The organism is Rhizobium sp. Root1203 (genome assembly GCF_001424945.1).
In the GTDB taxonomy this organism is placed as follows: Bacteria; Pseudomonadota; Alphaproteobacteria; order Rhizobiales; family Rhizobiaceae; genus Rhizobium.
Window position 1 is genome coordinate 50,571 of sequence record NZ_LMCW01000001.1, and the last position, 24,079, is coordinate 74,649.

19 protein-coding genes are annotated in these 24,079 nt (G+C 62.1%); 8 read left to right on the plus strand and 11 right to left on the minus strand.

What is annotated here, in order from left to right:
• Positions 1 to 78: 78 nt before the first annotated feature.
• The 3 genes from ASC97_RS00280 to ASC97_RS00290 form a co-directional block, all read right to left on the minus strand.
• Complete coding sequence (locus ASC97_RS00280) at positions 79 to 3,915, minus strand: SEL1-like repeat protein (protein ID WP_057466369.1); 3,837 nt, start codon at positions 3,913 to 3,915, stop codon at positions 79 to 81.
• 358 nt (positions 3,916 to 4,273) lie between these two features.
• On the minus strand, positions 4,274 to 4,975 hold the full coding sequence (locus ASC97_RS00285; protein WP_057466950.1) for an SDR family NAD(P)-dependent oxidoreductase: 702 nt from the start codon (positions 4,973 to 4,975) through the stop codon (positions 4,274 to 4,276).
• Between the two features lie 89 nt (positions 4,976 to 5,064).
• Positions 5,065 to 5,523 carry an Lrp/AsnC family transcriptional regulator gene (locus ASC97_RS00290; protein WP_057466370.1) on the minus strand — a complete coding sequence of 153 codons (459 nt, stop codon included), beginning with the start codon at positions 5,521 to 5,523 and terminating at the stop codon, positions 5,065 to 5,067.
• A 125-nt stretch (positions 5,524 to 5,648) separates the two neighbouring features.
• Between ASC97_RS00290 and ASC97_RS00295 the strand changes: the two genes are divergently transcribed.
• The gene (locus ASC97_RS00295) at positions 5,649 to 6,932 is read left to right on the plus strand and encodes a cystathionine gamma-synthase family protein (protein WP_057466371.1); all 1,284 of its coding nucleotides are present in this window, start codon (positions 5,649 to 5,651) and stop codon (positions 6,930 to 6,932) included.
• Positions 6,933 to 6,948: 16 nt separating this feature from the next.
• Here ASC97_RS00295 and ASC97_RS00300 read toward each other — a convergent pair whose 3' ends face one another.
• From ASC97_RS00300 to ASC97_RS00320, 5 genes are all read right to left on the minus strand, one after another.
• The gene (locus tag ASC97_RS00300) at positions 6,949 to 7,320 is read right to left on the minus strand and encodes a hypothetical protein (RefSeq protein WP_057466372.1); all 372 of its coding nucleotides are present in this window, start codon (positions 7,318 to 7,320) and stop codon (positions 6,949 to 6,951) included.
• 254 nt (positions 7,321 to 7,574) lie between these two features.
• Positions 7,575 to 8,597, minus strand: coding sequence for a sensor histidine kinase (locus tag ASC97_RS00305; protein ID WP_057466373.1), 1,023 nt, complete (start codon positions 8,595 to 8,597; stop codon positions 7,575 to 7,577).
• Positions 8,598 to 8,613: 16 nt separating this feature from the next.
• A complete protein-coding gene (locus tag ASC97_RS00310) occupies positions 8,614 to 9,051 on the minus strand; it encodes a response regulator (protein ID WP_057466374.1) in 438 nt (145 codons plus the stop codon).
• Positions 9,048 to 10,541 (minus strand): sensor histidine kinase, encoded by a 1,494-nt coding sequence (locus ASC97_RS00315; protein WP_113001231.1) that lies wholly within the window; start codon positions 10,539 to 10,541, stop codon positions 9,048 to 9,050. The genes ASC97_RS00310 and ASC97_RS00315 overlap by 4 nt, the downstream gene beginning before the upstream one ends.
• A gap of 110 nt (positions 10,542 to 10,651) precedes the next feature.
• Positions 10,652 to 11,125, minus strand: coding sequence for a VOC family protein (locus tag ASC97_RS00320; RefSeq protein WP_057466375.1), 474 nt, complete (start codon positions 11,123 to 11,125; stop codon positions 10,652 to 10,654).
• Between the two features lie 202 nt (positions 11,126 to 11,327).
• Between ASC97_RS00320 and ASC97_RS00325 the strand changes: the two genes are divergently transcribed.
• From ASC97_RS00325 to ASC97_RS00345, 5 genes are all read left to right on the plus strand, one after another.
• Positions 11,328 to 13,124, plus strand: coding sequence for an acyl-CoA dehydrogenase C-terminal domain-containing protein (locus ASC97_RS00325; protein ID WP_057466376.1), 1,797 nt, complete (start codon positions 11,328 to 11,330; stop codon positions 13,122 to 13,124).
• Between the two features lie 200 nt (positions 13,125 to 13,324).
• Positions 13,325 to 14,533: an acetyl-CoA C-acetyltransferase gene (locus tag ASC97_RS00330; RefSeq protein ID WP_057466952.1), complete on the plus strand. Its 1,209-nt coding sequence runs from the start codon at positions 13,325 to 13,327 to the stop codon at positions 14,531 to 14,533.
• Positions 14,534 to 14,558: 25 nt separating this feature from the next.
• The gene (locus tag ASC97_RS00335) at positions 14,559 to 14,750 is read left to right on the plus strand and encodes a hypothetical protein (protein WP_057466377.1); all 192 of its coding nucleotides are present in this window, start codon (positions 14,559 to 14,561) and stop codon (positions 14,748 to 14,750) included.
• Positions 14,751 to 14,784: 34 nt separating this feature from the next.
• On the plus strand, positions 14,785 to 17,001 hold the full coding sequence (locus ASC97_RS00340) for a 3-hydroxyacyl-CoA dehydrogenase NAD-binding domain-containing protein (protein WP_057466378.1): 2,217 nt from the start codon (positions 14,785 to 14,787) through the stop codon (positions 16,999 to 17,001).
• A gap of 345 nt (positions 17,002 to 17,346) precedes the next feature.
• Entirely contained in the window at positions 17,347 to 17,556 is a 210-nt protein-coding gene (locus ASC97_RS00345; RefSeq protein ID WP_037060969.1) for a cold-shock protein, read from the plus strand.
• A gap of 158 nt (positions 17,557 to 17,714) precedes the next feature.
• On the opposite strand, the gene ASC97_RS00350 is transcribed toward ASC97_RS00345, so the two are convergent.
• A complete protein-coding gene (locus ASC97_RS00350; RefSeq protein ID WP_057466379.1) occupies positions 17,715 to 18,212 on the minus strand; it encodes a MarR family winged helix-turn-helix transcriptional regulator in 498 nt (165 codons plus the stop codon).
• Positions 18,213 to 18,258: 46 nt separating this feature from the next.
• Between ASC97_RS00350 and ASC97_RS00355 the strand changes: the two genes are divergently transcribed.
• Positions 18,259 to 18,663 carry a GFA family protein gene (locus ASC97_RS00355; RefSeq protein WP_057466380.1) on the plus strand — a complete coding sequence of 135 codons (405 nt, stop codon included), beginning with the start codon at positions 18,259 to 18,261 and terminating at the stop codon, positions 18,661 to 18,663.
• A gap of 3 nt (positions 18,664 to 18,666) precedes the next feature.
• On the opposite strand, the gene ASC97_RS00360 is transcribed toward ASC97_RS00355, so the two are convergent.
• Positions 18,667 to 19,866, minus strand: coding sequence for an MFS transporter (locus tag ASC97_RS00360; RefSeq protein ID WP_057466381.1), 1,200 nt, complete (start codon positions 19,864 to 19,866; stop codon positions 18,667 to 18,669).
• A gap of 138 nt (positions 19,867 to 20,004) precedes the next feature.
• On the opposite strand from ASC97_RS00360, the gene ASC97_RS00365 reads away from it, so the two are divergent.
• Entirely contained in the window at positions 20,005 to 20,604 is a 600-nt protein-coding gene (locus ASC97_RS00365; protein WP_057466382.1) for a TetR/AcrR family transcriptional regulator, read from the plus strand.
• Here the strand turns inward: ASC97_RS00365 and ASC97_RS00370 are convergent.
• The gene (locus ASC97_RS00370; RefSeq protein ID WP_057466383.1) at positions 20,564 to 24,067 is read right to left on the minus strand and encodes a PAS domain-containing hybrid sensor histidine kinase/response regulator; all 3,504 of its coding nucleotides are present in this window, start codon (positions 24,065 to 24,067) and stop codon (positions 20,564 to 20,566) included. The two genes, ASC97_RS00365 and ASC97_RS00370, sit on opposite strands and share 41 nt — an antisense overlap.
• Positions 24,068 to 24,079: the final 12 nt, after the last annotated feature.

The window sequence follows — 24,079 nt, forward strand, 5'->3', positions numbered from 1 at the left end:
CATATCCGACGCGTGGTCCGCCAAAACAAAATCCCCGGCAGACACCGGTCTGCCGGGGATTCGCATTGTTCTCGCCAATTAGGCTTTCGTCGCCGGTGCCTTGTTGCGTGCGAGGAGCGCCTTCACGGTGTCGTCGTTGATCTTGCCGCTGGGATCCTGGCCGATGGACTTCTGGAAGCTCTTGATGGCGGCAACGGTCTTTGCGCCAAGCTCGCCGTCCGGCTGACCGGCGTCGAAGCCGTTGTTGTTCAGGATCGCCTGGATGTTGCGGATCGCCCGCTTCATGTCGACAGTCGATGTCTTCGTGGCAACGCCGGCCCATTCGTCGGGCACGTCGATCGCATTTGTCTTGTTGTCCATCGGCGCGACCTTCCAGAGGTCGGCCTTGGCGCGTGCCTTTTCGAGCTGCTCGGGCTTCATGGCGTTCGCAACTTCGTCGCGCTTCTGGGAGGCATCCTTGTCGCCACCCTTGGCCGCTATCGCGAACCACTTGTAGGATTCCGTCAGGTCCTGGGCCACCCCGTTGCCGCGGGCGCAGAGGATCGCCAGGTTGAACTGGCTGTCGGTGATGCCGAGGTTGGCTGCCTTGGTGAACCAGTTGGCAGCCGACGCGTAGTCCTGCTTGCCGAGCGCGCCGGAGGCATAGAGGACCGCGAGGTTGTGCATGGCGCTGGCGTTGCCCTGGTTGGCGGCCTGTTCGTAGTACTGTTTGGCTTTGTCGATGTCGCGCGCGACGCCGGTGCCCTTCTCGTAGATGCTGCCGACACGGTATTCGGCGGGCGCAAAACCCTTGTCGGCTGCGAGCTGGTACCAGTTTGCCGCCTCTTTCGGGTCTGCGGGAAGGCCGGCACGGCCATCGCTATAGCGCGCGCCGATTTCAAACAACGCCATCGGATCGCCGCTCCTTGCCGCATCGGCAAGCGACTTCGGCTGGACGGCATCCGGAACCGCGATCGCCGATGCAGCCGGCGCTGCCATTGCAGCCGTTGCCGGCGCGCTGTCTTTCGAGACGAAGCCGGAGGCAGCCTGCGGCGCACCCGCGGGGGCAAGCGTCGTGGCATCTTCGCCGCCCAGCGGGGTTGCGGCGGTCAGGTGCTCGGCTGCGGCAGGTTCGCCGGTCGGAGGCGATTGCGTCGAAACAGCGGGCGGCGGCGCGGGCATGTCGGCAGCCGGAGCTTCAGGCGCAGTGGCGACCGGGGCAGGAGCCATGCTCGGCTCCGGCGCGGTTTCGCTGTCGGGTGGAAGCTGTTGGTTGGTCGCATCGGTCAGCGTCGCGACTTCCAGGGAAGGAGCCGGCGCGCCGCTCGTCAGGGTCCGGGCCAGCGGGAAGGCCATGATCGCGAGCAGCACGGCGCCGACCGCGAGCAGGATCGGGCGGCGGAAGCGGGAGAACGCGCCGCCTTTTGCCGGATCCTTGGTCGTGCCTTTCTTCTCGCCTTTTTGGGCGCCGGATTTCGTGCCGGCGTCCACTTCCAGGGCCGCGGCCTGTGCGGCGCGGCGTGCGGCGGCAATGTAGTCGGCGCGGTCCGTGTCGGTTGCGGGCTTCGGATTGGTCCTGGCGGCATTCTGGCTTGCGCGGACGCGCTCGAGGATCTTCTTGACGTCGGGCGCGCCGGAACCGGGCTCCAGCGGTTCGTTCGCTGCTTCCGGCGGCATCACGTCGATCGGGTCGATCGACGGCGCAGGATGGATGATCGTGCGTTCGCTCGCCTTGGCTTTCTTGCTCGGCAGCAGGCGCTTGCCGAGGCTCGCGAGCAGGCTTCCCCTTGCTTGCGCCGTGGCCGGCGCGGGCTTGGTGGCAGCCTCTATGGCAAGCGCACTTGTCTCGGTTGCGGCCATTGCGGGCGCATCGTGGTTGACATCGTGGTGGAGCATCGTGGGTGCTCCACGGGTGCCGAACACGGCCGGCTTCTCAGCCTCCTCGGCACCCGCCGGGATCAACGAATAGGGGTCGACATTGAAATCGACGCTGGCAGCGGGCATCCGCGGAGCCGGTCCGGCGCTGCGGTTCTCCATGTCGTCGAGCCTGTCGGCAATCTGGACGAGGGTTTCGTGCAGCGCCTGGAACGTCTTGTGCGTACGCTCCTCGCTGCTGCGGCTGAGATCCTCGAGGTGGCGCAGATCGCCGGCAAGCGCATTGAGGGCCGAGATGTCGGCGGACGCAGCGCCGCCCTGCATGCTGCCGTGGCGCACATATGCTTCCACGACGGCCTCGGCTGCCTGGCGGGCCGCTTCGACGATATAGTCGTCGCTGGTCGCCAAATGGTCTTCGATCGCGCCCATGCGGCGGTCGAAGTCGGCCGGAATCTCGGCCGTCGCACGCGGTTCGCTCATCAGCGCCGAGAGATGGGCGATCTGATCTTCGAGATTGCGCAGGGCCGCAGAATCGTTTGCCGGTGCCGCTGTGCTCTCGTCGAGGCGCGCGGCGATGTCGCTGAGCCGGCCTTCGATCCGCCGAAAGGCTCCATCGTCGATCGGCGCAGCAAGTGGCTGAAGCGGCTGGAATTCCATCTCGTCGATGCGGCGGGCGAGATAATCGAGCCGCTGCGCGAGCACATCGTTGACGGCGCCGCTTTCGAGCGCGTCGATCTTGCGGGAAATATCGGCCAGCGCGCCGGTCAGCTCCGGCTGCGGTGCGGCTCTCTGGCTCTTCTCGAGCATGAACGAGAGGTGTTCGAGCCGTTCGTCGAGGCGGGAGGTTGCCTCGACACTGGCGAGTTCCTCGACGCGCGCTGTCAGTGCCTCCAGACGGTCGGCCAGGTCGTCGGCGGGCGCACTGCGGCTGGCCACGCTGTGACCCATCAGTTCTATCTGTTCCGCAAGGCCGTTCAGCCGGCCCTCGAGACGGTGCATCAGGGCCGGGTCGCCGCTGGCGGCGGCGCGGCCGGTGGCGGCAATCGCCCGGCTGATCTCGTCAAGACGGCTGTCTACGGCAGCGAACTGCTCGGACATCGCCCGGTCATGCGGCTGGATCATGCTGCCGAACTGCTCCATGGCCGTCGCAATGGAGATCAGCTTGTCTTCGAGCGCACGCACAGCCGGGCTCTCGCCCATGCCGCCGATGTGGCGCTTGATATCGTCGAGACGGTAGGCAAGCGCCACAAGTTCTTCCTGCAGGCCAGCGGTATCCAGCGCATGCAGTTGCGTTTCAAAGCCGTCCCAGCGGTCTTCCATGTGACGCAGCGAATTTTCTCGCGCCAGCCCGTCCATCAGTGAGCGCAGTTCCTCGAACTCGCCCCGCAGGCCGTGCGTGTCGGCTGTATGCGAACGACCCGCAAGCTGATTGATGCTTTCCGCAAGCCGACCCATGTCGGCATGAATGTCGCTGGCGAAATGCCCGCCGCCCGCAGCGCTTGTCGTGATCTCTCGCAACTCGCTGCGCAGCGCGTCCATTTCGCGGGTGACGCCTTCGGAGATGTCGCGCTTCAGATCCTGGCGCAGGTTGACCAGCGCCTGCGCGATTTCGGTCATTGTATCTTCGGACCCGCGGTGGGCGGCGGCAGGCGCCGCCGGCTGCGGCATCGCGGCGCGGGGCGCAGGGACAGGCCGCTCGGATGCGGGAGCCGGAGTATGAGAAGGTGCGGATTGCCGTTGATATTCAGTTCGCTCGCGCTGCGCATAGGATGCCTGCTCGCGCACTGCCGGGCGTTCGCGATTTGCATCGATCATGCGCTGGCGTTGACGAATTTCAGCGAGCGGGTCGGGCCGCGGCTCGGCAGCGGCGTAAGGCGCGCGCAGGGCGTAGGGGTCGGATAAGGTCTCGCGGTCGGGCGTCGCCGCGCGGGGCCGCTGGTCACGGACGCTGTTGCCGATCAGGCCCTCGATTCGTGCTTCGAGTCCTTCGATCGTGCGGTTCAGCGCATCGAGCGACGCTCTGTCGGAATGCCGTGGGGAATTTGATCGCGATCCGTTCATCTTCTTGCTCGCTTCGACTGTCCGAACCCTCGTCAGGGTCGATCATTGGGCTTTTCCGTCAGCGCCGCACCGGAGTGCGAACCAGAGAGCGCCGTTTATGAGGAAGTAATCAATTAGGCTTTCCTCAAACTGTACGACTTAGCGGCATTCATAAAACGCGAGACTTGAAACAAAGAATGCAAGCCGCCATTGCTCAACACGCACCTTTCACGAAACGTGGTAAACAACCCGTTAATTCGCGTGAGATTTTTCTAATTTTTGATGAATTTCGGCGCGGTTTGGTCCAGCGAAAGAACGCAAAAAATCTGCCCGCCCCGTAGCATGCGGCAATGCCCGCGCGAAAAATCTCAGGCGGTTGTCAGAAGGATTCCGTCCATGGCCTCAACTCGACCTCGTGCGACCACGCGCTTCGGTGCTGCAGCAGGACGTCGATATAGCATTGTGCGATCGCGTCCGGATCGAGCATGCCGTCAGGCTTGTCGGGGTTTTCCGCTCGCATTGCGGATCGAATGGCGCCGTCGATGACGAAATGCGCGACGTGAATTCCCTTCGGTCCGAGTTCGCGAGCCGCGCTTTGCCCGAGGCCGCGAAGCGCGAACTTGCCCATCGCGAACGCTGCCGATTGGGAAAATCCCTTGATGCTCGCCGTCGCGCCGGTGAACAGGATCGCACCCCGGCCGCGCGGGATCATGCGTCTTGCCGCCTGCTGGCACACCAGGAATCCGCCGAACGCGCTGACGGCAATTGCCTGCTGGACCTCCACGGGATCGAGCTCGGTCAAGGGACCGCGGACCCTGCCGCTGGCGTTGTAGATGACAACATCGGGGTCGCCGATCGCGTCGGCGACATCGTCGAAGAGCGCGGCGACCGATGCCGGCTGCGCCGCGTCGGCGGCAAAGACCTTCGCGCCAGTATCGTTTGCCACCCCCCGCAGCTTGTCGACGCTACGTGCCGCCAACGCGACGTTGAGGCCACGCGCTGAGAGCTGCCGCGCGAGTGACGCGCTGATGCCGGGGCCGGCCCCGACGATGAGTGCCGTGCGATAGGGAAAATCGGTCATGAGCATGCTCCTCCGGTTCGCTACATCCGAGAACTAGGGACTGGCAGGATGCGGATCCACTGGCGGCGCGAAAGAATTGTGAACCGCGGTTAAATCCGTCGCGCCTTGATCGTGTTCATCACAAAGCTGGTCTCGATCGTATCGACGCATTTGAGGCGGGCGATTTTCTCCTTGATGAAGCGCTCGTATTGATCGAGACCGGCACTCATCACCTTCAGCACATAGTCGCGCGACCCGGTGACCAGGTGACATTCCAGCACCTCGTCCCATTCGCGCACCGCATCTTCGAACATTTTGATCTCATCTTCATGCTGGCGGCTGAGGCGGACGGAGGCGAGTGCCGTCATCGTCCAGCCTTCGACCGCAGGATCAATGACGGCGGTATATCCTTGAATGATATCAGCCTCTTCCAGTCGCCTCAGTCGCCGGAGGCAGGCCGAGGCCGACAAGCCGACGCGCTCTGCGAGCTCATTGTTGGCGACGCGGGCGTCGCTCATCAGTACCTTCAGGATCTTTCGATCCATATCGTCTGCAATCTTCTGCGTCATAAATCGCTATTCTCCGCAATAAGTTGCTTCATAAGGCTCGGCCACGTGGCAAATAGCAAGAACTGCCCCCGGATTCTGATATAATTTGCAAGCCTCATCCGTATCCATCCAGGCAGGAGACGACAATGACAGCGCCACATCCCTCCAAAACTCATATCGGCAACCATGCATTGCATCCCGAAACGCTGATGCTGAACTACGGTTACGATCCGGAACTGTCGGAAGGCGCCGTCAAGCCGCCGGTGTTCCTGACCTCGACCTTCGTATTCAAATCTGCCGAGGACGGCCGGGACTTCTTCGACTACGTATCGGGGCGCAAGGAGCCACCGGAAGGCAAGGGCGCAGGGCTCGTCTATTCCCGTTTCAATCATCCGAACAGCGAAATCGTCGAGGACCGCCTGGCCGTCTACGAGCGGACGGAGAGTTGCGCGCTCTTCTCCTCCGGCATGTCCGCAATTGCCACGACCCTGCTTGCGTTTGTCCGCCCCGGCGATGCCGTGCTGCACTCGCAGCCGCTCTACGGCGGCACCGAGACGGTGCTTGCGAAGACGTTCCTCAATCTCGGTGTCAAGGCTGTCGGCTTTGCCGACGGCGTGAGCGAGACGTCGGTTCAGGCGGCAGCGGAAGAGGCCATGGCAAAGGGTCGCGTATCGGTGATCCTCATCGAAACACCGGCCAACCCGACAAACAGCCTCGTCGATGTCGCGATGATCCGGCGTGTCGCCGATGCGATCGGCAGGAAGCAGGGACATACGCCCATCATCGCCTGCGACAACACGCTGCTTGGCCCGGTCTTCCAGCGGCCCATCGAGCATGGCGCCGATATTTCGCTCTATTCACTGACGAAGTACGTGGGCGGTCATTCCGATCTGATCGCCGGGGCGGCAATGGGTCCCAAGGCTGTGATGAAGCAGGTAAAGGCTCTGCGCGGCGCGATCGGCACGCAGCTCGATCCGCATTCCTGCTGGATGCTTGGCCGCTCGTTGGAAACACTGCAGATCCGCATGGAGCGGGCAAACAGCAATGCGCTCGCGGTCGCGGATTTCCTGCACGCTCATCCGAAAGTCGAGGCGATCCACTATCTGCCATACCATGATGCGGCTTCGCCGCTCGGGCGAACGTTCGCGACGCAGTGCACGGGTGCCGGGTCGACCTTTTCCTTCGACATCAAGGGCGGACAGGCGGCATCGTTCAAATTCCTGAACGCGCTCCAGATTTTTAAGCTCGCAGTCAGCCTCGGCGGCACCGAATCGCTTGCGAGCCATCCCGCGACGATGACGCATTCCGGGGTGCCGGCCGACGTCCGCCAGCGTATCGGCGTGCTGGAATCGACCCTTCGCCTGTCGATCGGCATCGAGCATCCGGACGACCTCATCGCCGATCTGACACAGGCATTGGACGCGGCGTGAAGATTGCGGCGGCGGTTCAGGCCGCTGCCGTCTCCCTGACGTCGTCGAGCAGGAAATGCACTGTCACGTACTTCGTCGTATAACGACGCCCGCTGTCGGCGACATTGTCGACGCTGCCGCCATCGGCCGGATGCCAGCGGTGATAATGCGGGTTTGTGGTGATGAGGGTTATGGCTTTGCCCGCGAGCTTGCCGCCGAGCCTGTAACGCATCTCCGCCAGCGGCCAGATACGTTCGTAGTCCTCCATCGGCATGCTGACCTTGAGGGCCTTGCGGCTGATCGCTTCGGTGCGTGATCCGTCCTCATGCTCGATCGCCGGCAGGTCGAATGTGACCTCTTCTGCGCCGTTCAGGATGGAGTTGAACTCTTCAGGCCACGTCCGTCTCATGAAATCGCTCCTCCCAAGCTTTTTCGTCGGTTAGCCAGCAAAATCTAGCGTGTCTTGGCGCAGATGCAAACGCCGTCGCGGAATTTTGCGGTGAGAAACGGGCACTCCATTGAAATCGTTGGCTTTATCCGCGCTTGTGCGACGGTATCGGTCGGTTCGGAGAAGGCGGTCAAAGCCCCACGGCCGGCGAACAACGGCATGTCGAAGACGCCGCCCCGCCGCGCCGGACCGCGTCGGTCATGTGGAACAGCGGCTTATTGCTGCCAGCGGATTGTGACGTATGTGCCTGACGACTTACCTTCGCGGCCGTAGGCGATCTCCGCCCCGAGTGTCGTTGCCATTGCATTGATCAGGCGCGTCCCGAGGCCGGTTCCCTTTGGTCCGCCATTGCGGTCGTATCCAATCCCGTCGTCTTCGACAGAGAGGAAAGCGACACCCTCGGCTGTCGATTGCAGGACGATCCGCACCTCGCCGGTGCCCGCCGGATAGGCATACTTCATCGCGTTGGTAACAAGCTCGATCAATATGATACCGAGTGCTACCGCCCGGTCGGCAGACGTTGCAATCCCGCAAAGATCGGGCTTCAACGAAATGCCTTGGGCAGCCGAACTGGTGCTCTCGAGTTCGGCCAGCAAGGGTCCAAGATAGACGTTCAACTGCACTTCGCCGACATTCTCCGAGGTGTAGAGGCTGCGGTGAACGCCTGCGATTGCGGCGATGCGGTTCTGGGTTTCGTCGAGCGCCATCCTGGTCTCTTCGCTGCCCGCAATCTGCATCTGCATGCGGATCATCGCGGAAACCAGGGAAAGACTGTTGGCGATGCGATGGTTCATCTCCGAAAGCAGCAGTTCCGCCCGTTCCTTGGCGGCGACGAGCTGCCGATCGGCCTCATCCTTCTCGCTGCGCAGGCGCGCATTCTCCAGCGCCTGGTTCAGCGCGCTGACGAGCAGGGGAAAGAAGTCGTCGGTTGCCGTTTTCACGACGTAGTCCGCAGCGCCGCCCTTGAGCGCCCTGATCGCCACGTCGGCATCGCTCGATCCGGTGACGTAGAGCACCGGCGTCGGCCTTCCGATCTCGGCGATTGCCTCGAGAAAATTCAGGCCGGTCTGGTTCTCGAAATAGTGGTCAAGAACGACAGCCTCGAACCGCTCTGCTGCAAACAGTTCCAGACCGATCGCGATCGACGGGGCATGAACAACTTCGAAATCGCTGCGCGCAAGAACCCGCGTAGCAAGGCGGGCGAGGGCCGGATCGTCGTCGACGTAAAGGATGCGCACAGATTTTGGCTACTCGTTAGGGGACTTGAATGACGGAGAAGAACAGACCGAGGTTGCGGATCGCCGTTGCAAATCCATCATAGTCCACGGGCTTGGTAATATAGACGTTCGCGCCGAGATCGTAGCACTTCTGGATCTCGCGCTCGTCGTCCGTCGTTGTCAACACGACGACCGGCAGCCGCCGGGTGTGCTCGTTGCCCTTGATCTGCGCGAGGATATCGAGGCCGGACATGTCAGGCAGATTGAGGTCGAGAAGCACGAGCAGGTATCGATCCTTGCTGGGCGTCCCGTCGCGGTTGGGACCGAGAATGTAGTCGAGCGCGCTCTTGCCGAGGGTGAACGGTACGATCTCGTTGTGAACGCCGGCGCGGCGCACGTTCTTTTCGATGAGGCGGGCATGCCCCTCGTCATCCTCGATCATGATGATCGTGACTTCTTCGCCCGTGGCTTTCATGCTTCCACACTCCGTACGATTTTGGTGAGGTCCGACGGCAGAGTCAGAACGAAGGTGCTGCCCCGACCAAGTTCGGACTCGACTGTAATATCTCCGCCCAAATTTCGGATTAACGAGCGGACGTGCGCAAGGCCGATGCCTTCGCCGCGCTGATCCTGCTCGCCGGCCCGGCGGAACAGCTCGAAGACGCGCTCGAGATCCTGCGGCGCAATACCGCGGCCGTTGTCCTTGACGTCGACTCGGATGCGCCCCGGGCCGTCTGGATACGCATCGATGTTCAGCATCAGCGGACGCCCCGGCATCTGGTATTTTACTGCGTTGTCGAAGAGGTTCCCGAATGCCTGTTCGAGGGAGAAGCGATCGGTGACGATGCTGCCCACCCGGACACGCGCTTCGGCGCTGCCGCCGGCTTCCAGGATCTGGTGGTGAACATTCGCCGCTGCCGTTTCGATAAGGGCCTTGAGGTCGATGCGATCCGGCTGCAGCTTGCGTCGTCCGTCGCGGGAGATCTTCAGGATCGCGTTGATCAGCGAATCCATCTTTCGTGTCGATGAGCGGATGAAGCCGAGCGCTTCCGGAAGATCCTCTTCGACGGCTCGCCGTGCTTCGTGAATTTCCTCTGCGCTGGGAGCCTTTTCGTCGGCAAGGATATAAGTCGAAACGGCTTTCATCGCCGTGTCCAGCTCGCTGAGAAAGCCCATGATGTTGACGAGCGGCGCGCGCAGGTCGTGGGTCACGATATAGGCGAACTTCTGGATTTCCTGGTTGGCGCGGATGAGGTCCTGGGTTCGCTCGTTGACGCGCGCCTCCAGCCCGACATTGAGCATTTCGACTTCCTCGGTTGCCTTTGCAAGGTCGCGGACATGCTGGGCAATGATCAGGATCGCGCCGCCGAGCACGAGCAGGATCGCCACGGCACCGCCGATCGTCACCCATTGCAGGTTGTTGGCCGCCGAAAGCTGTTTTTCGACAAGCACACGCAGGCGATCGTCGGTCTGCTGCAGGAAATCGCCGAGGATCGTTCGGACTTTGTCCATGAATTCCCGGCCGGCGTCGTCGCGGACCACGGCAATCGCCTCCGGCAGCCTGCCGTCCTTGGCCAGCGCAACGGTCGTCGACAGCTCCTGCATCTTGCCGTCGATCGCTGTGCTCAGCGCATCGAGTTGCAACGCGTAGCTCGGACGCTGCGATACGTTGTCGATCAGCGCCTGCCTGCGCGCCGGGAGGTTGTCCAGTGCTTTGGTATAGGGGGCCAGATAAGCCGGGTCGTTCGCCAAAAGGAAGCCGCGCTGGCCCGTTTCGGCATCCTGGACAGTCGTCAGGAGATTGACGATCGAACTGCGCACGCGCCGAAGCGAGGCGGTCTCGTCGGACGCCGACCGGTTCGTCTGCACCAGCCAGAGAGAAGAGCCGACAATGCCCAACAATATCAGCACGCCAATGGCAAGCATGAGCAAGCTGGAACGAAAGAAAGCGGCGGTCGAAGTCATGGAGTGTCCGTCAAATCAGGTCTCGATGATTTCTATACACAGCTTTCGCGGAAAGATAGCACCCTTATAATGTGCCGTTTCAACTGTTCCTTGCCTGCGCCGTTGCCGCCTCAGCCATAGGCTTCGCGGAGCTTCGCGATGTCGAGCTTGACCATACCGAGCATGGCTTCGGTGGCCCGCTTGGCGCGCTCGCGATCCGGATCGGAGATCATGTCGGCGAGCATGCGCGGCGTGATCTGCCAGCAGAGGCCCCAGCGATCCCTGAGCCAGCCGCACTGTTCCTCCACGCCACCGTTCTGCAGGAAGGCGTTCCAAATCCGGTCGATCTCTTCCTGGGTTTCGCATTGTACCGAGATCGAGAAGGAATGGTTGAAGGCGTCGAGAGGTCCGGCCTCCATGGCCGTGAAATCCTGATCGCCAAGCTTGAATTCGATGATCTTGACGCTGCCCGGAGGTCCGCTCGGCGTCTCGGCAGGCAGGACAGTCAATCGGCCCATCGACGAGTTTGGAACGACGGATACATAAAATTCGACGGCTTGGCGCACTTCTTTCTCAAACCAGAGATTTGAACTGATCTTGGACATTGGGTTGCCTCCTCCTTGGTGACGTAACGACATATGCGGCAGTCACAGGACGTTCCCACCCGATCGCTTCCGACAACTGAGAGAAAAATCCCTCAAAAATCGCGAGGGCGTAAAATTTGACGTTTACGCAAACGTCAATATTTTGTAAGAGACTTGCAAATGCCGGTGTCGTCCGGCGTGCCGAATTGGAGGAATTCGAACGATGCCAGTCTACAAGGCCCCGGTTAACGACACGCTTTTCGTCCTGAACGACGTGTTGGGTCTGGAACGCTACAACAATCTGCCCGGTTTTGCCGACGCAACGCCTGACATGATCGAGGCCATTCTCGGCGAGGCAGGCAAGGTTGCCGAGGAAGTGCTTTTCCCGCTCAACTACTCCGGCGACCAGGAAGGCTGCGTTCGTCACGACGACGGTTCGGTTTCGGCACCGAAGGGCTTCAAGGAAGCCTATGACGGCTATTGCCAGGGTGGCTGGACCGGCCTCGCGGTTCCCGAGGAATTCGGCGGCCAGGGCCTTCCTTATACGCTGCACGCCGCGGTGGGCGAGTATACCTCGGCCGCCAATATGTCCCTGATGATGTATCCGGGCCTGACGCAGGGCGCGATTGCCGCGATCGTCGTGCATGGCTCGGACGAGCAGAAGAAGACCTACCTGCCGAAGATGGTATCGGGCGAATGGTCGGGCACCATGAACCTGACGGAGCCTCATTGCGGCACCGACCTGGGTCTCCTGCGCACCAAGGCTGTGCCGCAGGCGGACGGCAGCTACAAGATCTCCGGACAGAAGATCTTCATCTCCGCCGGCGAGCACGACATGACCGGCAACATCGTTCATCTGGTTCTTGCCCGCATCGAGGGTGCGCCCGAGGGAACCAAGGGCATTTCGCTGTTCATCGTACCGAAGTTCATGGTCGGGGATGATGGAGCTGCGGGCGCTCGCAATGCCGTTTCCTGCGGCGCGCTCGAGCACAAGATGGGCATCCACGGCAACGCCACCTGCGTCATGAACTACGACGAGGCGACCGGCTTTCTCATCGGCGCGGAGAACCGCGGCCTCAATGCCATGTTCGTGATGATGAACGAGGCGCGCCTCAGCGTCGGCCTGCAGGGCCTGGCGATCTCCGAAATTGCCTACCAGAATGCGGCCAACTATGCGCGCGAGCGCATTCAGGGCCGCTCGCTTTCGGGCCCAAAGGCGCCAGACAAGAAAGCCGATCCGATCATCGTGCATCCCGATATTCGTCGGACGCTGATGACCATCCGCGCCTTCAACGAGGCCGGCCGCGCCTTCCTGCTCTGGACCGCGCTGAAATCGGATGTCGCCCACCGCTCGGCCGACGAGAAGGAGCGGCAGACGGCCGACGATATCCTCGGTCTCGTCACGCCGATCCTCAAGGGCGTGATGACGGACAAGGGCTTCGACCACGCGGTCATGGCCCAGCAGGTCTATGGCGGCCACGGCTACATCGAAGAACACGGCATGAGCCAGTATGTCCGCGATGCCCGCATCGCAATGATCTACGAAGGTGCCAACGGCATCCAGGCGCTCGACCTTGTCGGCCGCAAGCTCGGCCAGAATGGCGGCCGCGCCGTCATGGCGCTGTTCAAGGAAATCGGCGATTTCTGCGAGGAAAACCGCAACGACGAGCAAATGAGCTTCTTCACCAAGAACCTGAAGAAGGGCTTGAACGACGTGCAGGCGGCAACCATGTGGTTCATGCAGCATGCGATGGCGAAGCCCGACAATGCCGGCGCCGGCTCGACAGACTACATGCATCTCTTCGGTCTGGTCATCCTCGGCTACATGTGGGCGAAGATGGCGAAGGCTGCGGAGGATGGCCTTGCGAACGGCGACGCGGAGCGCGAGAGCTTTCTCCGAAACAAGCTGATAACCGCGCGCTTCTTCATGGAGCGCATCATGCCCGAGACGGCGCTGCGCAAGGTCCGTATCGAGGCCGGCGCGGAAACGATGATGACGCTGGCCGCCGACGCGTTTTGACGTGAGTGTCCCCTTCTCCCCAGCGGGGAGAAGATGCCCGGTAGGGCAGATGAGGGGGAGTGCGACGAAGGAGCGAGCGGCCGCAAGGCCGAACCTGTCGCCCTCTCATCCGACCCCTTCGGGGCCACCTTCTCCTCGAGGGGAGAAGGGAAATGCGCACAGAATTCACCGGCGTCACTGCCGATAGGGAGACGAGACACATGACCGAGGTTTTCATTTACGATCACGTCCGTACGCCGCGCGGTCGGGGAAAGAAGGACGGCTCGCTGCACGAGGTGCCGTCGGTGCGCCTCGCCGCCAGGACCCTGGAGGCGATCCGCGACCGCAATGGCCTCGACACAACGACAGTCGATGACATCATCATGGGCTGCGTCGATCCAGTCATGGATGCCGGCGCCGTCATTCCGAAAGCCGCTGCGTTCGAGGCAGGTTATTCCCACAGGGCGCCCGGCATGCAGATCTCCCGCTTCTGCGCGTCCGGCCTCGATGCCGTGAATTTCGCGGCCGGCAAGATCGCCCAGGGGGCAGATGACATCGTGATCGCCGGCGGAGTCGAAAGCATGTCCCGCGTCGGCCTCGGCATGTCCGGCGGCGCCTGGTTCATGGATCCTTCGGTCAACTTTCCGGCCTACTTCATGCCGCAGGGCGTCTCGGCCGACCTGATCGCCACCAAATACGGATTCAGCCGGGACGACGTCGATGCCTACGCCGTCGAAAGCCAGAAGCGCGCCGCCAATGCCTGGGAGAAGGGTTACTTCAAGAACTCGGTCGTCCCGGTAAAGGACCAGAATGGCCTGACGATCCTTGCACACGACGAGCACATGCGCCCCGGCACCGACATGCAGGCGCTGGCATCGCTCAACCCTTCCTTCCAGATGCCCGGCGAGATGGGCGGCTTCGAAGCCGTTGGCATCCAGGCCCATCCGGAAATCGAGCGCATCAACTATGTGCATCATGCCGGCAACTCCTCCGGCATCGTCGATGGCGCGGCGGCTGTCCTGCTCGGCTCGAAGGCCGGCGGCGAAAGCATGGGCCTGAAGCCACGCGGCCGCATCAAGGCTTTCGCCAACATCGGCTCCGATCCTGCGCTGATGCTGACCGGGCCGGTCGACGTCACCGAGAAACTTTTGAAGCGTACGGGCATGACGCTCGACGACATCGATCTCTTCGAGCTCAACGAAGCCTTTGCCGCCGTGGTGCTTCGCTACATGCAGGCCTTCGCGATCCCGCACGACCAGATCAACGTCAATGGGGGCGCGATCGCCATGGGTCATCCGCTCGGCGCTACCGGCGCGATGATCCTCGGCACGGTGCTGGACGAATTGGAACGCCGCGACCTCAACACCGCGCTGGTCACTCTCTGCATCGGTGCGGGGATGGGCACGGCAACGGTGATTGAACGGGTCTAAAGAGATCGTCGAGCGAGATCAGCCAATGGGACAAAACGAGGCAAAGCGCCACTTCGAACTCCGCAACCTCGACAAGGACATGAGGAAGGCCGCCGAAGATGCAGCCTACGTCGTGACGAAGGAGAGAGCCAAAGCGATGAGGATCGAAAACCGCGGCATGCTGGTTTTCCTTATTCTGCTCGTTGGTCTGGTTTGTTGCCTGCTCGGCGCCTTCTGACTGTTTGGGAAATTCAGGGAAGAGGAATCCCCCTATGACCACCTACATCAATTTCACCGTCGAAACCGACGCAGACGGCATCGCCCTCGTCACCTGGGACATGCCCGGCAAGTCCATGAACGTCTTCACGTCCGACGTGATGGAAGAGCTCGACGCCATCATCGACCAGACGGTTGCCGATAGCGCCGTCAAGGGCGTCGTCGTCACCTCGGGCAAGTCCACCTTCTCCGGTGGAGCCGATCTGTCGATGATCAAATCGATGTTCACCTTCTTCAACGAAGAGAAGGTCAGGGACCCGGACAATGCCGCCCGGAAGCTTTTCGATCTCGTCGGCCGTATGACTGGCCTGTTTCGCAAGCTGGAAACATCGGGCAAGCCGTGGGTTTCCGCGATCAACGGAACCTGCATGGGCGGCGCGCTCGAAATGTCGCTCGCCTGCCATGGCCGCGTCGCCTCGAATGCGAAGAGCGTCAAGATCGCGCTTCCCGAGGTCAAGGTCGGCATCTTCCCGGGTGCCGGCGGAACGCAGCGCGTCTCGCGTCTGGCCGACGCCCAGTCTGCCTTGCAGATGATGACGACCGGCCAGTCTTTGACGGCCGCGCGCGCCAAGGCGATGAACCTCGTGCATCAGGTGGTCGAGCCTGATCAGTTGATCCCGGCCGCCAAGCAGATGATCAAGGACGGTCTGAAGGCCGTCGCCCCCTGGGACGAAAGAGGGTTCAAGGCGCCCGGCGGCGGTATCTGGACGCCGGCGTCGGCCCAGCTGTGGCCAGCAGCGCCGGCCATTCTGCGCCGCGAGACTGCGGGCAATTATCCAGGCGCCCTGGCGATCCTGAAATGCGTCTACGAAGGTCTGCAGGTTCCCTTCGATACGGCCTTGAAGATCGAACAGCGCTATTTCACCGAAGTGCTGCAGACCACCGAAGCCTTCTCGATGATCCGTTCGCTGTTCATCTCCATGCAGGAGCTCGGCAAGGGTGCTCGCCGTCCCGCCGGCATTCCCAAGACGGAGTTCAGGAAGGTCGGCGTCGTCGGCGCCGGTTTCATGGGCGCATCGATCGCCTATGTCACTGCCGCCGCCGGCATTCCCGTCACGCTCGTCGACCGCGACATCGAAGCGGCCACCAAGGGTAAATCCGTGTCCGAAGGCCTGGTGAAGGACTCAATCAGTAAGGGAAGACTTACTCAGGATGAGGGCGCGGCACTGCTTTCCCGCATCACTCCTTCAGCCGAATACACGGATCTGAAGGACGTCAGCCTGGTCATCGAAGCCGTGTTCGAAGATCGCGATGTGAAGAAAGCCGTCATCGAGGCTGTCGAAGCGGTGCTTCCGGAGGGTGCGATCTTCGCCTCCAACACCTCCACGCTGCCGATCTCGGGTCTTGCGAAGAATTCGAGGCGTCCGGCCGATTTCATTGGAGTGCACTTCTTCTCCCCGGTTGAAAAGATGATGCTGACGGAGGTCATCCTCGGCAAGGAGACGGGCGACACGGCACTCGCGGTCGCGCTCGATTATGTCGCAGCCATCAGGAAAACGCCGATTGTCGTCAATGACACGCGCGGTTTCTTCGTCAACCGATGCGTATTCCGCTATATCCACGAAGCCTACGACATGCTGATCGAAGGCGTTCCCGCCGCGATGATCGAGAATGCGGCCAAGATGGCCGGCATGCCGGTCGGCCCGCTGTCGCTGAACGACGAGGTCGCGATCGATCTCAGCCAGAAGATCTTGAAGGCCACCGTCGCCGATCTCGGCGAAGCCGCCGTCGATCCGAAGCACCTTGCCCTCATCAACAGGATGGTCGACGACCTCGACCGCCGCGGCCGCAAGAACGGCAGGGGATTCTACGATTACCCGGCGAAACCGGCCAAGAAGTCGCTTTGGCCGGAACTCAAGACTTTCTATCCGCAGAAGAAGGCCGACGACATCGACGTCGCCGTCCTGAAGCAGCGCTTCCTGGTCACGATCGCGCTGGAAGCCGCGCGTACCATTGAGGAAGGCATCGTCACCGACCCCCGCGAAGCCGACGTCGGCTCTATCCTCGGTTTCGGATTTGCGCCCTATACCGGCGGCGTCCTGTCCTACATCGACGGCATGGGCGCGAAGACCTTCGTCGCGCTTTGCGACAAGCTTGCTTCCTCCTACGGGAAGCACTTCGAACCGACGGCGCTGTTGAGGGACATGGCGGCCAAGGCCGAAACCTTCTACGGGCGGTTTGATCCGTATGCGGGCACGAAGGAGGCGGCATAGGCTGCCATTGGTCCTCTCTGTCGCGATCGACCGATTGCCGCCTGGCCCAGCGCCGGCGGCAATTCCGAGCCAGTCTGCGAACTGGCCTGAGGTTGCCGCGATGATCTAGGGCCGTTGCCTCCATACATTCTTTTTGGGGCGAAGGGGCGCCTGCGGCACGACTTGCCAAAAGCGCCTTGCGTTGGACACAATTTCCGATTAAAAGCTCGCCATCGATCTTGCTAGATGGACTTTGTTTCGGCCACTCGTGCCGTTCCTGGCGAACTTCCTCCAAAATCGGTCTTCATCGCACTTCGGTTTTGGCCGGCGTGTATATTCTATGTACGATTTGAAAAGGATATCGTCATGAGCACAGGTACAGTTAAGTGGTTCAACGCAACCAAGGGCTTCGGCTTCATTCAGCCTGACGACGGCGCTGCCGACGTTTTTGTTCACATCTCTGCAGTTGAACGCGCTGGCATGCGCGACCTCACGGACGGCCAGAAGCTGTCCTACGAGCTCGTAGCTGACAAGCGTTCCGGCAAGATGTCGGCAGATCGCCTGCAGGCTATCTAAGCCCTACAGGTTAGAAATATCATCTCCGAACCGTGACCACGGATGTACTGGCACGGTTCGTCGAGATGGAAGGGAAGGTCGGGTTTGCCCGGCCTTTTTTCGTTTTTGCGGTGTGTCTGCCTTTTCGAGCCGTCGCGGCCGCAGTGGGGCCAGCGTCATCAGGCGGACGGGTCGGACTCGAGCGCCATCATCACTTTCATCATGGTCTCCCGCGCGTCGTCGAGTTCGGCTTTGCTGAACGCGGCTCCAAGCCGATTCGCCCATGTCGCCTGCGCGGCCTCGATCGCCGATAAGCGCAAGGCACCTTCTTCGCTGAGCCGTACGAGCTTGGCGCGCTGGTGCTGCGGATTGTCGGCATAGGCAATGAACCCTTCGCGTTGCAGCGTATCGGCAAGTCGCTGGATGCCCTGCCGGGCGACGCCCAGTGCGCGCGCGATCTGAGCAACGGAGAGTTCGCCGGTGCGAGCCGCCGCAAGGATCTGCCAGCGCGCGCTGGTTTGACCCGCCGGCCGTGCGAGGTGATCGCCGGCCGCAGTCAGGTGGCCGGCAAGCCGAAGTGCGGTAATTGCGAACAGAGAGAGGGCATCGCCCTCCGAGGTTCGGTTCGGGCGATTCTGTTTGACAACATGTTGTCCATTTTGTACGTATTCGGCCATGACAACATATTGTCAAATCCGAAGGCGTGCGCAAGAGGAGAACGTGATGAAAAAGACCTACAGGGGCAGCTGCCATTGCGGGAATGTTCGATACGAGGTCGAAGTCGACCTCCAGGCCGGGACCGGCCGCTGCAATTGCTCGGTCTGCGCCAAGACCCGATATTGGGGCGCCAACGTCAAGCCGGGCGACTTCCGGCTGCTCTGCGAGGAAGCCGCAGCCGGCGATTATCAGTTTGCGTCGATGAGCGGACACCATCGCTTCTGCAGGACGTGCGGTCTGCACGCCTACGGCCACGGGCATATTGAAGCGATCGGTGGCGATTACGTCTCGATCAACATAGCCTGCCTCGACGACATTTCCCCGGAGGAGCTGGCCGCGCTGCCCGTCCGCTACATGGACGGACGCCACGACAACTGGTGGAACGAACCGGCGGTAACGAGCTACCTGTAGCCCTCAGGCCGCCAGTCGCACCGCCTTCGCCCTCTCGGCGCGAAGGCCGAACAAGCCGGCGACGGTGACAAGAATGATCGCCGTTGCGTAGATATCGGTGGTCAGCTGGTAGCCGAGCGATTTCGCCAGGAAACCTGCAACGATCGCCGGCAGGCTGAACGCGAGATAGCTCTGGATGTAGAAGGCGGAGAGAAGCTCAGCCCTCTCGTCGGCCTTGGCCAGCGGCATGATCGTCCCGATGGATCCGAGGAAGTTGGTGCCGAATCCGGCGCCGGTCAGAACGGTGCCCGCCAGGAGCAGCGGCACGCTGCCGAGATGGACGCCGGCGACGACCGTCAGGATGCCGAGCGTCGTCGCGAGCGTTCCAAAGCCGAGGTTTGCCATCGCGGACTTGCTGCGCCTGAGATAGACGGCGGTGGCGCCTGCCACCATAAGCGCGGTGACCACCGAGCCGCCCGTGAGGGGTGCGTGGTTCCCCGTGGTGCTCACCACAAGGGAGGGCACCAGCGAGAGATAGAAACCGCCCAGCGTCCAGTTTGCAATGTTGATCGGCGTCACCAGGGAGAGTGAGCGCCTCACCTGCGGCGGTATTGCAACGCGCGGCTTCAGCGACCCCCACACGCCCGGCCGAGTTCCGCCTGTTTCGCCTGTGGCCCAGATTGCAGCAGCCTGGACGATGAAGGCAACCAGCAGGATCGCATAGACGAGATGCAGTGGAAACGGGCCGTACTGGATCAGTGCGCTGGTGCCGATCGCGCCGACCGCCATGCCTGAAAGCGGCGCGATGGAGTTGACGAGCTGTCCCTTCGCGCGGTCGACATCGACAAGTGCCGCCCCGATGGAGGCGCCGGCAATGCCGGTCGCCAGACCTTGCACGATCCGCGCGGCGATCAGCCAGCTTGGTCCGCTTGCAACCACGAACAGTCCCATGGCGACGATCTCCAGGATCAGCGCAGCGAAGATCACCGGCCTGCGCCCAAGATGGTCGGAGATCGAGCCGGCAACCAGCAGTGCGCAGAGCAGCGCGAACGCATAGACCGCGAAGATGACCGTGATCAGGACCGGGGAAACGGCGAAATATTCCTGATAGATCCGATAGAGGGGCGTCGGTGCTGCCGACGCCCCGAAGAAGGTCGCGAGCGTCACGGCGTGGAAGCGGATGGGATTTGGCTTCGTCTCTATGGATTCGTGGCCGCCGAACATATATAAGCCTCTTAAAGCTAAGTCATTGCGTTAGTCCATGTAGGCGCCATGCAAAATAAAAGCAAATAATTTGCGTTAACAGATGGGTCAAAGATTTTGATCCATGGCGCGCACGGAAGAAAAGGTCAGGTTTCCGCAATGGCGGCAAAAGAGAATCTTCGCCCGGGCGGGCGTAGCGCCAGGGTCCAGGCATCGGTGCACAAGGCCGCTCAGGCGCTGCTGAAGTCGATGGAACGCGCGGAAGTGACGATCCCGCTGATCGCGGCCGAAGCCGGCGTGACCCCTTCCACGATCTATCGCCGATGGGGCGATCTTCAGGAACTGCTGGCCGACGTCGCCGTGGAGCGTCTGCGCCCCGACATGCAGCCGGTCGATACCGGCAGCGGCAGGGACGACCTTGAAGCGTGGGCCGACCAGTACGCCGAGGAGATGTCGTCGGGCATCGGTCGCGAGATGATCCGGGACGTGCTTGCCGCGCAGGACAACGCGAATGCCTGCATGTGTTACGCATTTACCCGGCAGCAGATCGAGCTGATCGGCAAGCGGGCGCAAAGCCGGGGCGAGAACTTCCCGCCCGTCGACGCCGTGGTCGATCGCGTCGTGGCGCCGATCATATACCGTATCCTCTTCGGCGACGAACCGACTGGAGACTACGTGCGCGATCTTGTGGCCGGCGTCATGAGCGGAGAAAGCGTCGCTACTCTGCCGCCGCTCGCTTCTGCGCGGAAACCTGGATGATGTGGGCCCGAAGTGCGGCAGGCCGCACGGGTTTGTGCTGGATGCCGATCGCGTGACGCTCCGCCTCGGCGCGAACCTCCGGCGTGCGGTCTGCAGTGACGATCAGCCCGGGTATATACGACGCAAACTGCTCGCGCGCGGCAAGGATTGCCGCGACACCTGTCCCGTCGCCGAGATGGTAGTCGGCAATGATCAGGTCGGGCGCTCGCTGGCGGCTGTCGAGACCGGCTATTGCGGCAAGCGAATCCGCGGATTGAACATCGCAGCCCCAGCCGCCGATCAGCAATTGCATCCCGTCGAGAATATGCGGTTCATTGTCGACACAGAGGATCTTCAGCCCCTTGAGATTTTGCCCCGGCCGGTCCGCCGGGGTGGCGGGCGTTGCGACACCGGCCTGCCGCGAAGCGTCGCGCGGCATCACGATCCGGAAATCCGTGCCCTTTCCGTGGGTAGAGTGCAGCTCGACGGAGTGACTGAGCACGCGCGCTATGCGGTCGACGATGGAGAGCCCGAGGCCAAGCCCGGATGCTGTCCTGGCGCCTTCGTCGAGCCGCGCGAACTCCTTGAATACGGTCTTGAATTTCGAGGGCGGGATGCCGATGCCGGAATCCATGACCTGGATCACAACCTGATTGCCGCGCCGCCGCGCGCCGATCAGAACCTTGCCGGTGATCGTATACTTGATGGCGTTGGACACGAGGTTCTGGACGAGACGGCGCAGAAGGTTGGGGTCGGAGCGAACCCTGAGAGAGGTCGGCATGACCACGAGCTTCAGGTTCTTTTCCCGAGCGATCGGCGCAAAATCCGTCTGGATCCGCTCGAGCAGATCGGCAAGCGCGACGGAAGCGAGGCGAGGGCGCATGGCGCCCGTATCCAGCCGCGAGAGGTCGAGCACCGCGCCGAGAATGCTCTCGACGGATTCCAGCGCCGAATCGATGTTGCGGACGATGGCACTGCTTTCCGACTGTCCCATCCGTTCCACCAGCGCGGAGGAATACAGCCGTGCGGCATTGAGCGGCTGCAGGATATCGTGTCCCGCGGCCGCGAAGAAGCGGGTCTTGCCGACGTTGGCCTCGTCGGCGACGGCGCGCGCCTCGACGAGTTCGTGGTTGACGCGGGTAAGCTCGGCCGTTCGCTCGGCCACACGCTGTTCCAGTGTTTCGTTGGCTTGCTTCAGTGCACGGTCGGCAGCGACGCGCTGGGTGATATCGGTGAAAGTCGCGACAATGCCCTTGTCCGGCATGGCGTTGGAGCGAACTTCGATGATGCGCTCCCCACCGCCGAGAACCAGTGCGAAAGGCTTGTCGAGGGTGAGAAAATGCCGGACGGTCTGACTGACGTCGCTGACGGCAACATCGCCTCGCTGGCTTAGAATGGCAACGATCTCCGACAGCGGGAAGCCCACCTGGCCCGCGGTTTCGGGCAGATCGAGCAGTTGCCGGAAGCGGCGATTCCAGATCGTCAGGTGGTTCGAGCTGTCGAAGACGGCGATCCCCTGATCCATCTGCGAAAGGGCGGTCTGCAGCATGTCCTGATTATACTGCAGGGCTTCGCTCGCCTGGTCGAGCAGCCATGCGGTGTCGGCCGAGGCATCCTCGACTTTCTGCAGGATCAACGACAGGACGAGACGTGCCGATGACGAGCCGATGGCGCTGCCGAGCAGCTGCTCGGTGAAATGGATGAGCGCCATGTCCGCCGGCTGCTCGTCCTCCAGTTTTCGCCCGGAGTTCTGCTGGTAGGTCTGGAACGACCGCTCCATCCGCTCGTCGCCAAGGTAGCGCGAGATGGTCGCCTTCAGATCCCCGACGCTGATCCTGGTCTTCCAGCCCTTGGTTGCAAATTGCGATCTGGATTGCCGCTTGACGAAGATGCCTGCCTGGATGCGCTCGAGCGGCCGTGCATTGCGGGTCACCGAGCCAATGATGAAGAAAGCGGTGTTGACGAGCAGGCTCATCAGCGTTGCATTGACCAGCGGGTCGGCACCGGGTGCTGTGAAGACGGTCGTGCCGGGAAAGATGAAGCCGAGCACGCCGCTCGCAACCGAGGAGTAGTCGGGGCCGCCGAGCGAGGGCAGGAACAGCAGGTAGATCCAGATCACGAAACCCGAGGTAAGGCCGAGGATTGCGCCGCGCGCATTTGCCCGCCGCCAGATCAGGCCGCCGAAGAGCGACGGCGCCATCTGGGCGATGGCGGCGAAGGAGAGCAGCCCGATCGAGGCAAGGCCGGTGGTGCTGTCGGTCGAGCGATAGTAGGCATAGCCGAGCAGCAACACTGCGAAGATCGCGCTACGCCGGATATTGAGAAGTGTCTTGGCAAAGTCCTCCCGTTGTCCCGTCCGCCCCGCGAGCTTGCGGTGCAGAAAGATCGGCATGACGATATCGTTGGACACCATGATGGAGAGTGCCACGGAAGCGACGATCACCATTGCCGTCGCGGCGGAAAAGCCGCCGATGAACGTGATCAGCGAGACGACAGGCATCTGGCCGGCGATCGGAAGGGACAGCATGTAGAGGTCGGCATTGCCGTTGCCGCCGAACGTGAGCAGTCCGGCGATCGCCATCGGCAGCACGAAGATATTGATCGCGACGAGATAGAGCGGGAACAGCAGGCCCGCCAGGCGAAGTTCCTTCGAGGTCCTGTTTTCCACCACGGTCACATGGAATTGCCGCGGCAGCATGATGATCGCGAAGGCGGAAAGCAGCGTGAGCGTGATCCACCGGCTGATCGGCGTCTGGTAGTTCAGGGCCGAATGCACCAGTGCGTTGTTCGACGCCTTCTGCCAGAGATCGGCCGGTCCGTCGAACAACAGCCAGACGACGCAGACGCCCGCCGTCAGAAAGGCGAACAGCTTGACCACGGATTCCATGGCCACGGCCAGGATCAGGCCGTCCTGATGCTCGGTCGCATCGGTGTGCCGGGTGCCGAACATGATCGCGAAACAGGCAAGCACAAGCGTGACGAGCAGCGGAAGGTCGAGGAAGTGGAGATTGCCGCTCCCGATGCCGTAGTCGGATGGATTGAGCATCGCAGTCACGGTGCTCGACACCGATTTAAGCTGCAACGCGATGTAGGGAATGGCGCCGACAAGCGAAATCAGGGCGACGATCGTGCCGACCGCCGAGTTCTTGCCGTAGCGCGCCGAGATGAAATCGGCAACCGAGGTGAGCTTCTCGGCCTTGGCAAGCTCGATGATCCGCCGAAGGACAGGCATCCCGAGCGTGAAGACGAGGATCGGGCCGATATAGATGCCGGTGAACTCGAGACCGCGCTGTGAGGCGAGCCCGACGCCGCCAAAATAGGTCCATGACGTGCAGTAGATGGCAAGGCTCAGCGCATAGACTGCCGGCCGGCCGTTTTTCGGCACGCCGAAGCGCCTGCGCCGGCTATCACCATGGCTTGCCACGGCAAAAAGCAGCAGCAAGTAGCCGAACGCGGATGTGACTATGACCCAGCCTGGCAGCATTGACCCTCCTCC

Bases quoted from the DNA above. Each gene is read 5' to 3' on its own strand.
- ASC97_RS00365 (WP_057466382.1), top strand. From the start codon at position 20,005: ATGGCGGCAAAAGAGAATCTTCGCCCGGGCGGGCGTAGCGCCAGGGTC.
- ASC97_RS00300 (WP_057466372.1), bottom strand. From the start codon at position 7,320: ATGAGACGGACGTGGCCTGAAGAGTTCAACTCCATCCTGAACGGCGCA.
- ASC97_RS00345 (WP_037060969.1), top strand. From the start codon at position 17,347: ATGAGCACAGGTACAGTTAAGTGGTTCAACGCAACCAAGGGCTTCGGC.
- ASC97_RS00295 (WP_057466371.1), top strand. From the start codon at position 5,649: ATGACAGCGCCACATCCCTCCAAAACTCATATCGGCAACCATGCATTG.
- ASC97_RS00335 (WP_057466377.1), top strand. From the start codon at position 14,559: ATGGGACAAAACGAGGCAAAGCGCCACTTCGAACTCCGCAACCTCGAC.
- ASC97_RS00370 (WP_057466383.1), bottom strand. From the start codon at position 24,067: ATGCTGCCAGGCTGGGTCATAGTCACATCCGCGTTCGGCTACTTGCTG.
- ASC97_RS00315 (WP_113001231.1), bottom strand. From the start codon at position 10,541: ATGACTTCGACCGCCGCTTTCTTTCGTTCCAGCTTGCTCATGCTTGCC.
- ASC97_RS00290 (WP_057466370.1), bottom strand. From the start codon at position 5,523: ATGACGCAGAAGATTGCAGACGATATGGATCGAAAGATCCTGAAGGTA.
- ASC97_RS00360 (WP_057466381.1), bottom strand. From the start codon at position 19,866: ATGTTCGGCGGCCACGAATCCATAGAGACGAAGCCAAATCCCATCCGC.
- ASC97_RS00355 (WP_057466380.1), top strand. From the start codon at position 18,259: ATGAAAAAGACCTACAGGGGCAGCTGCCATTGCGGGAATGTTCGATAC.
- ASC97_RS00350 (WP_057466379.1), bottom strand. From the start codon at position 18,212: ATGGCCGAATACGTACAAAATGGACAACATGTTGTCAAACAGAATCGC.
- ASC97_RS00330 (WP_057466952.1), top strand. From the start codon at position 13,325: ATGACCGAGGTTTTCATTTACGATCACGTCCGTACGCCGCGCGGTCGG.
- ASC97_RS00310 (WP_057466374.1), bottom strand. From the start codon at position 9,051: ATGAAAGCCACGGGCGAAGAAGTCACGATCATCATGATCGAGGATGAC.
- ASC97_RS00320 (WP_057466375.1), bottom strand. From the start codon at position 11,125: ATGTCCAAGATCAGTTCAAATCTCTGGTTTGAGAAAGAAGTGCGCCAA.
- ASC97_RS00325 (WP_057466376.1), top strand. From the start codon at position 11,328: ATGCCAGTCTACAAGGCCCCGGTTAACGACACGCTTTTCGTCCTGAAC.
- ASC97_RS00280 (WP_057466369.1), bottom strand. From the start codon at position 3,915: ATGAACGGATCGCGATCAAATTCCCCACGGCATTCCGACAGAGCGTCG.
- ASC97_RS00285 (WP_057466950.1), bottom strand. From the start codon at position 4,975: ATGACCGATTTTCCCTATCGCACGGCACTCATCGTCGGGGCCGGCCCC.
- ASC97_RS00340 (WP_057466378.1), top strand. From the start codon at position 14,785: ATGACCACCTACATCAATTTCACCGTCGAAACCGACGCAGACGGCATC.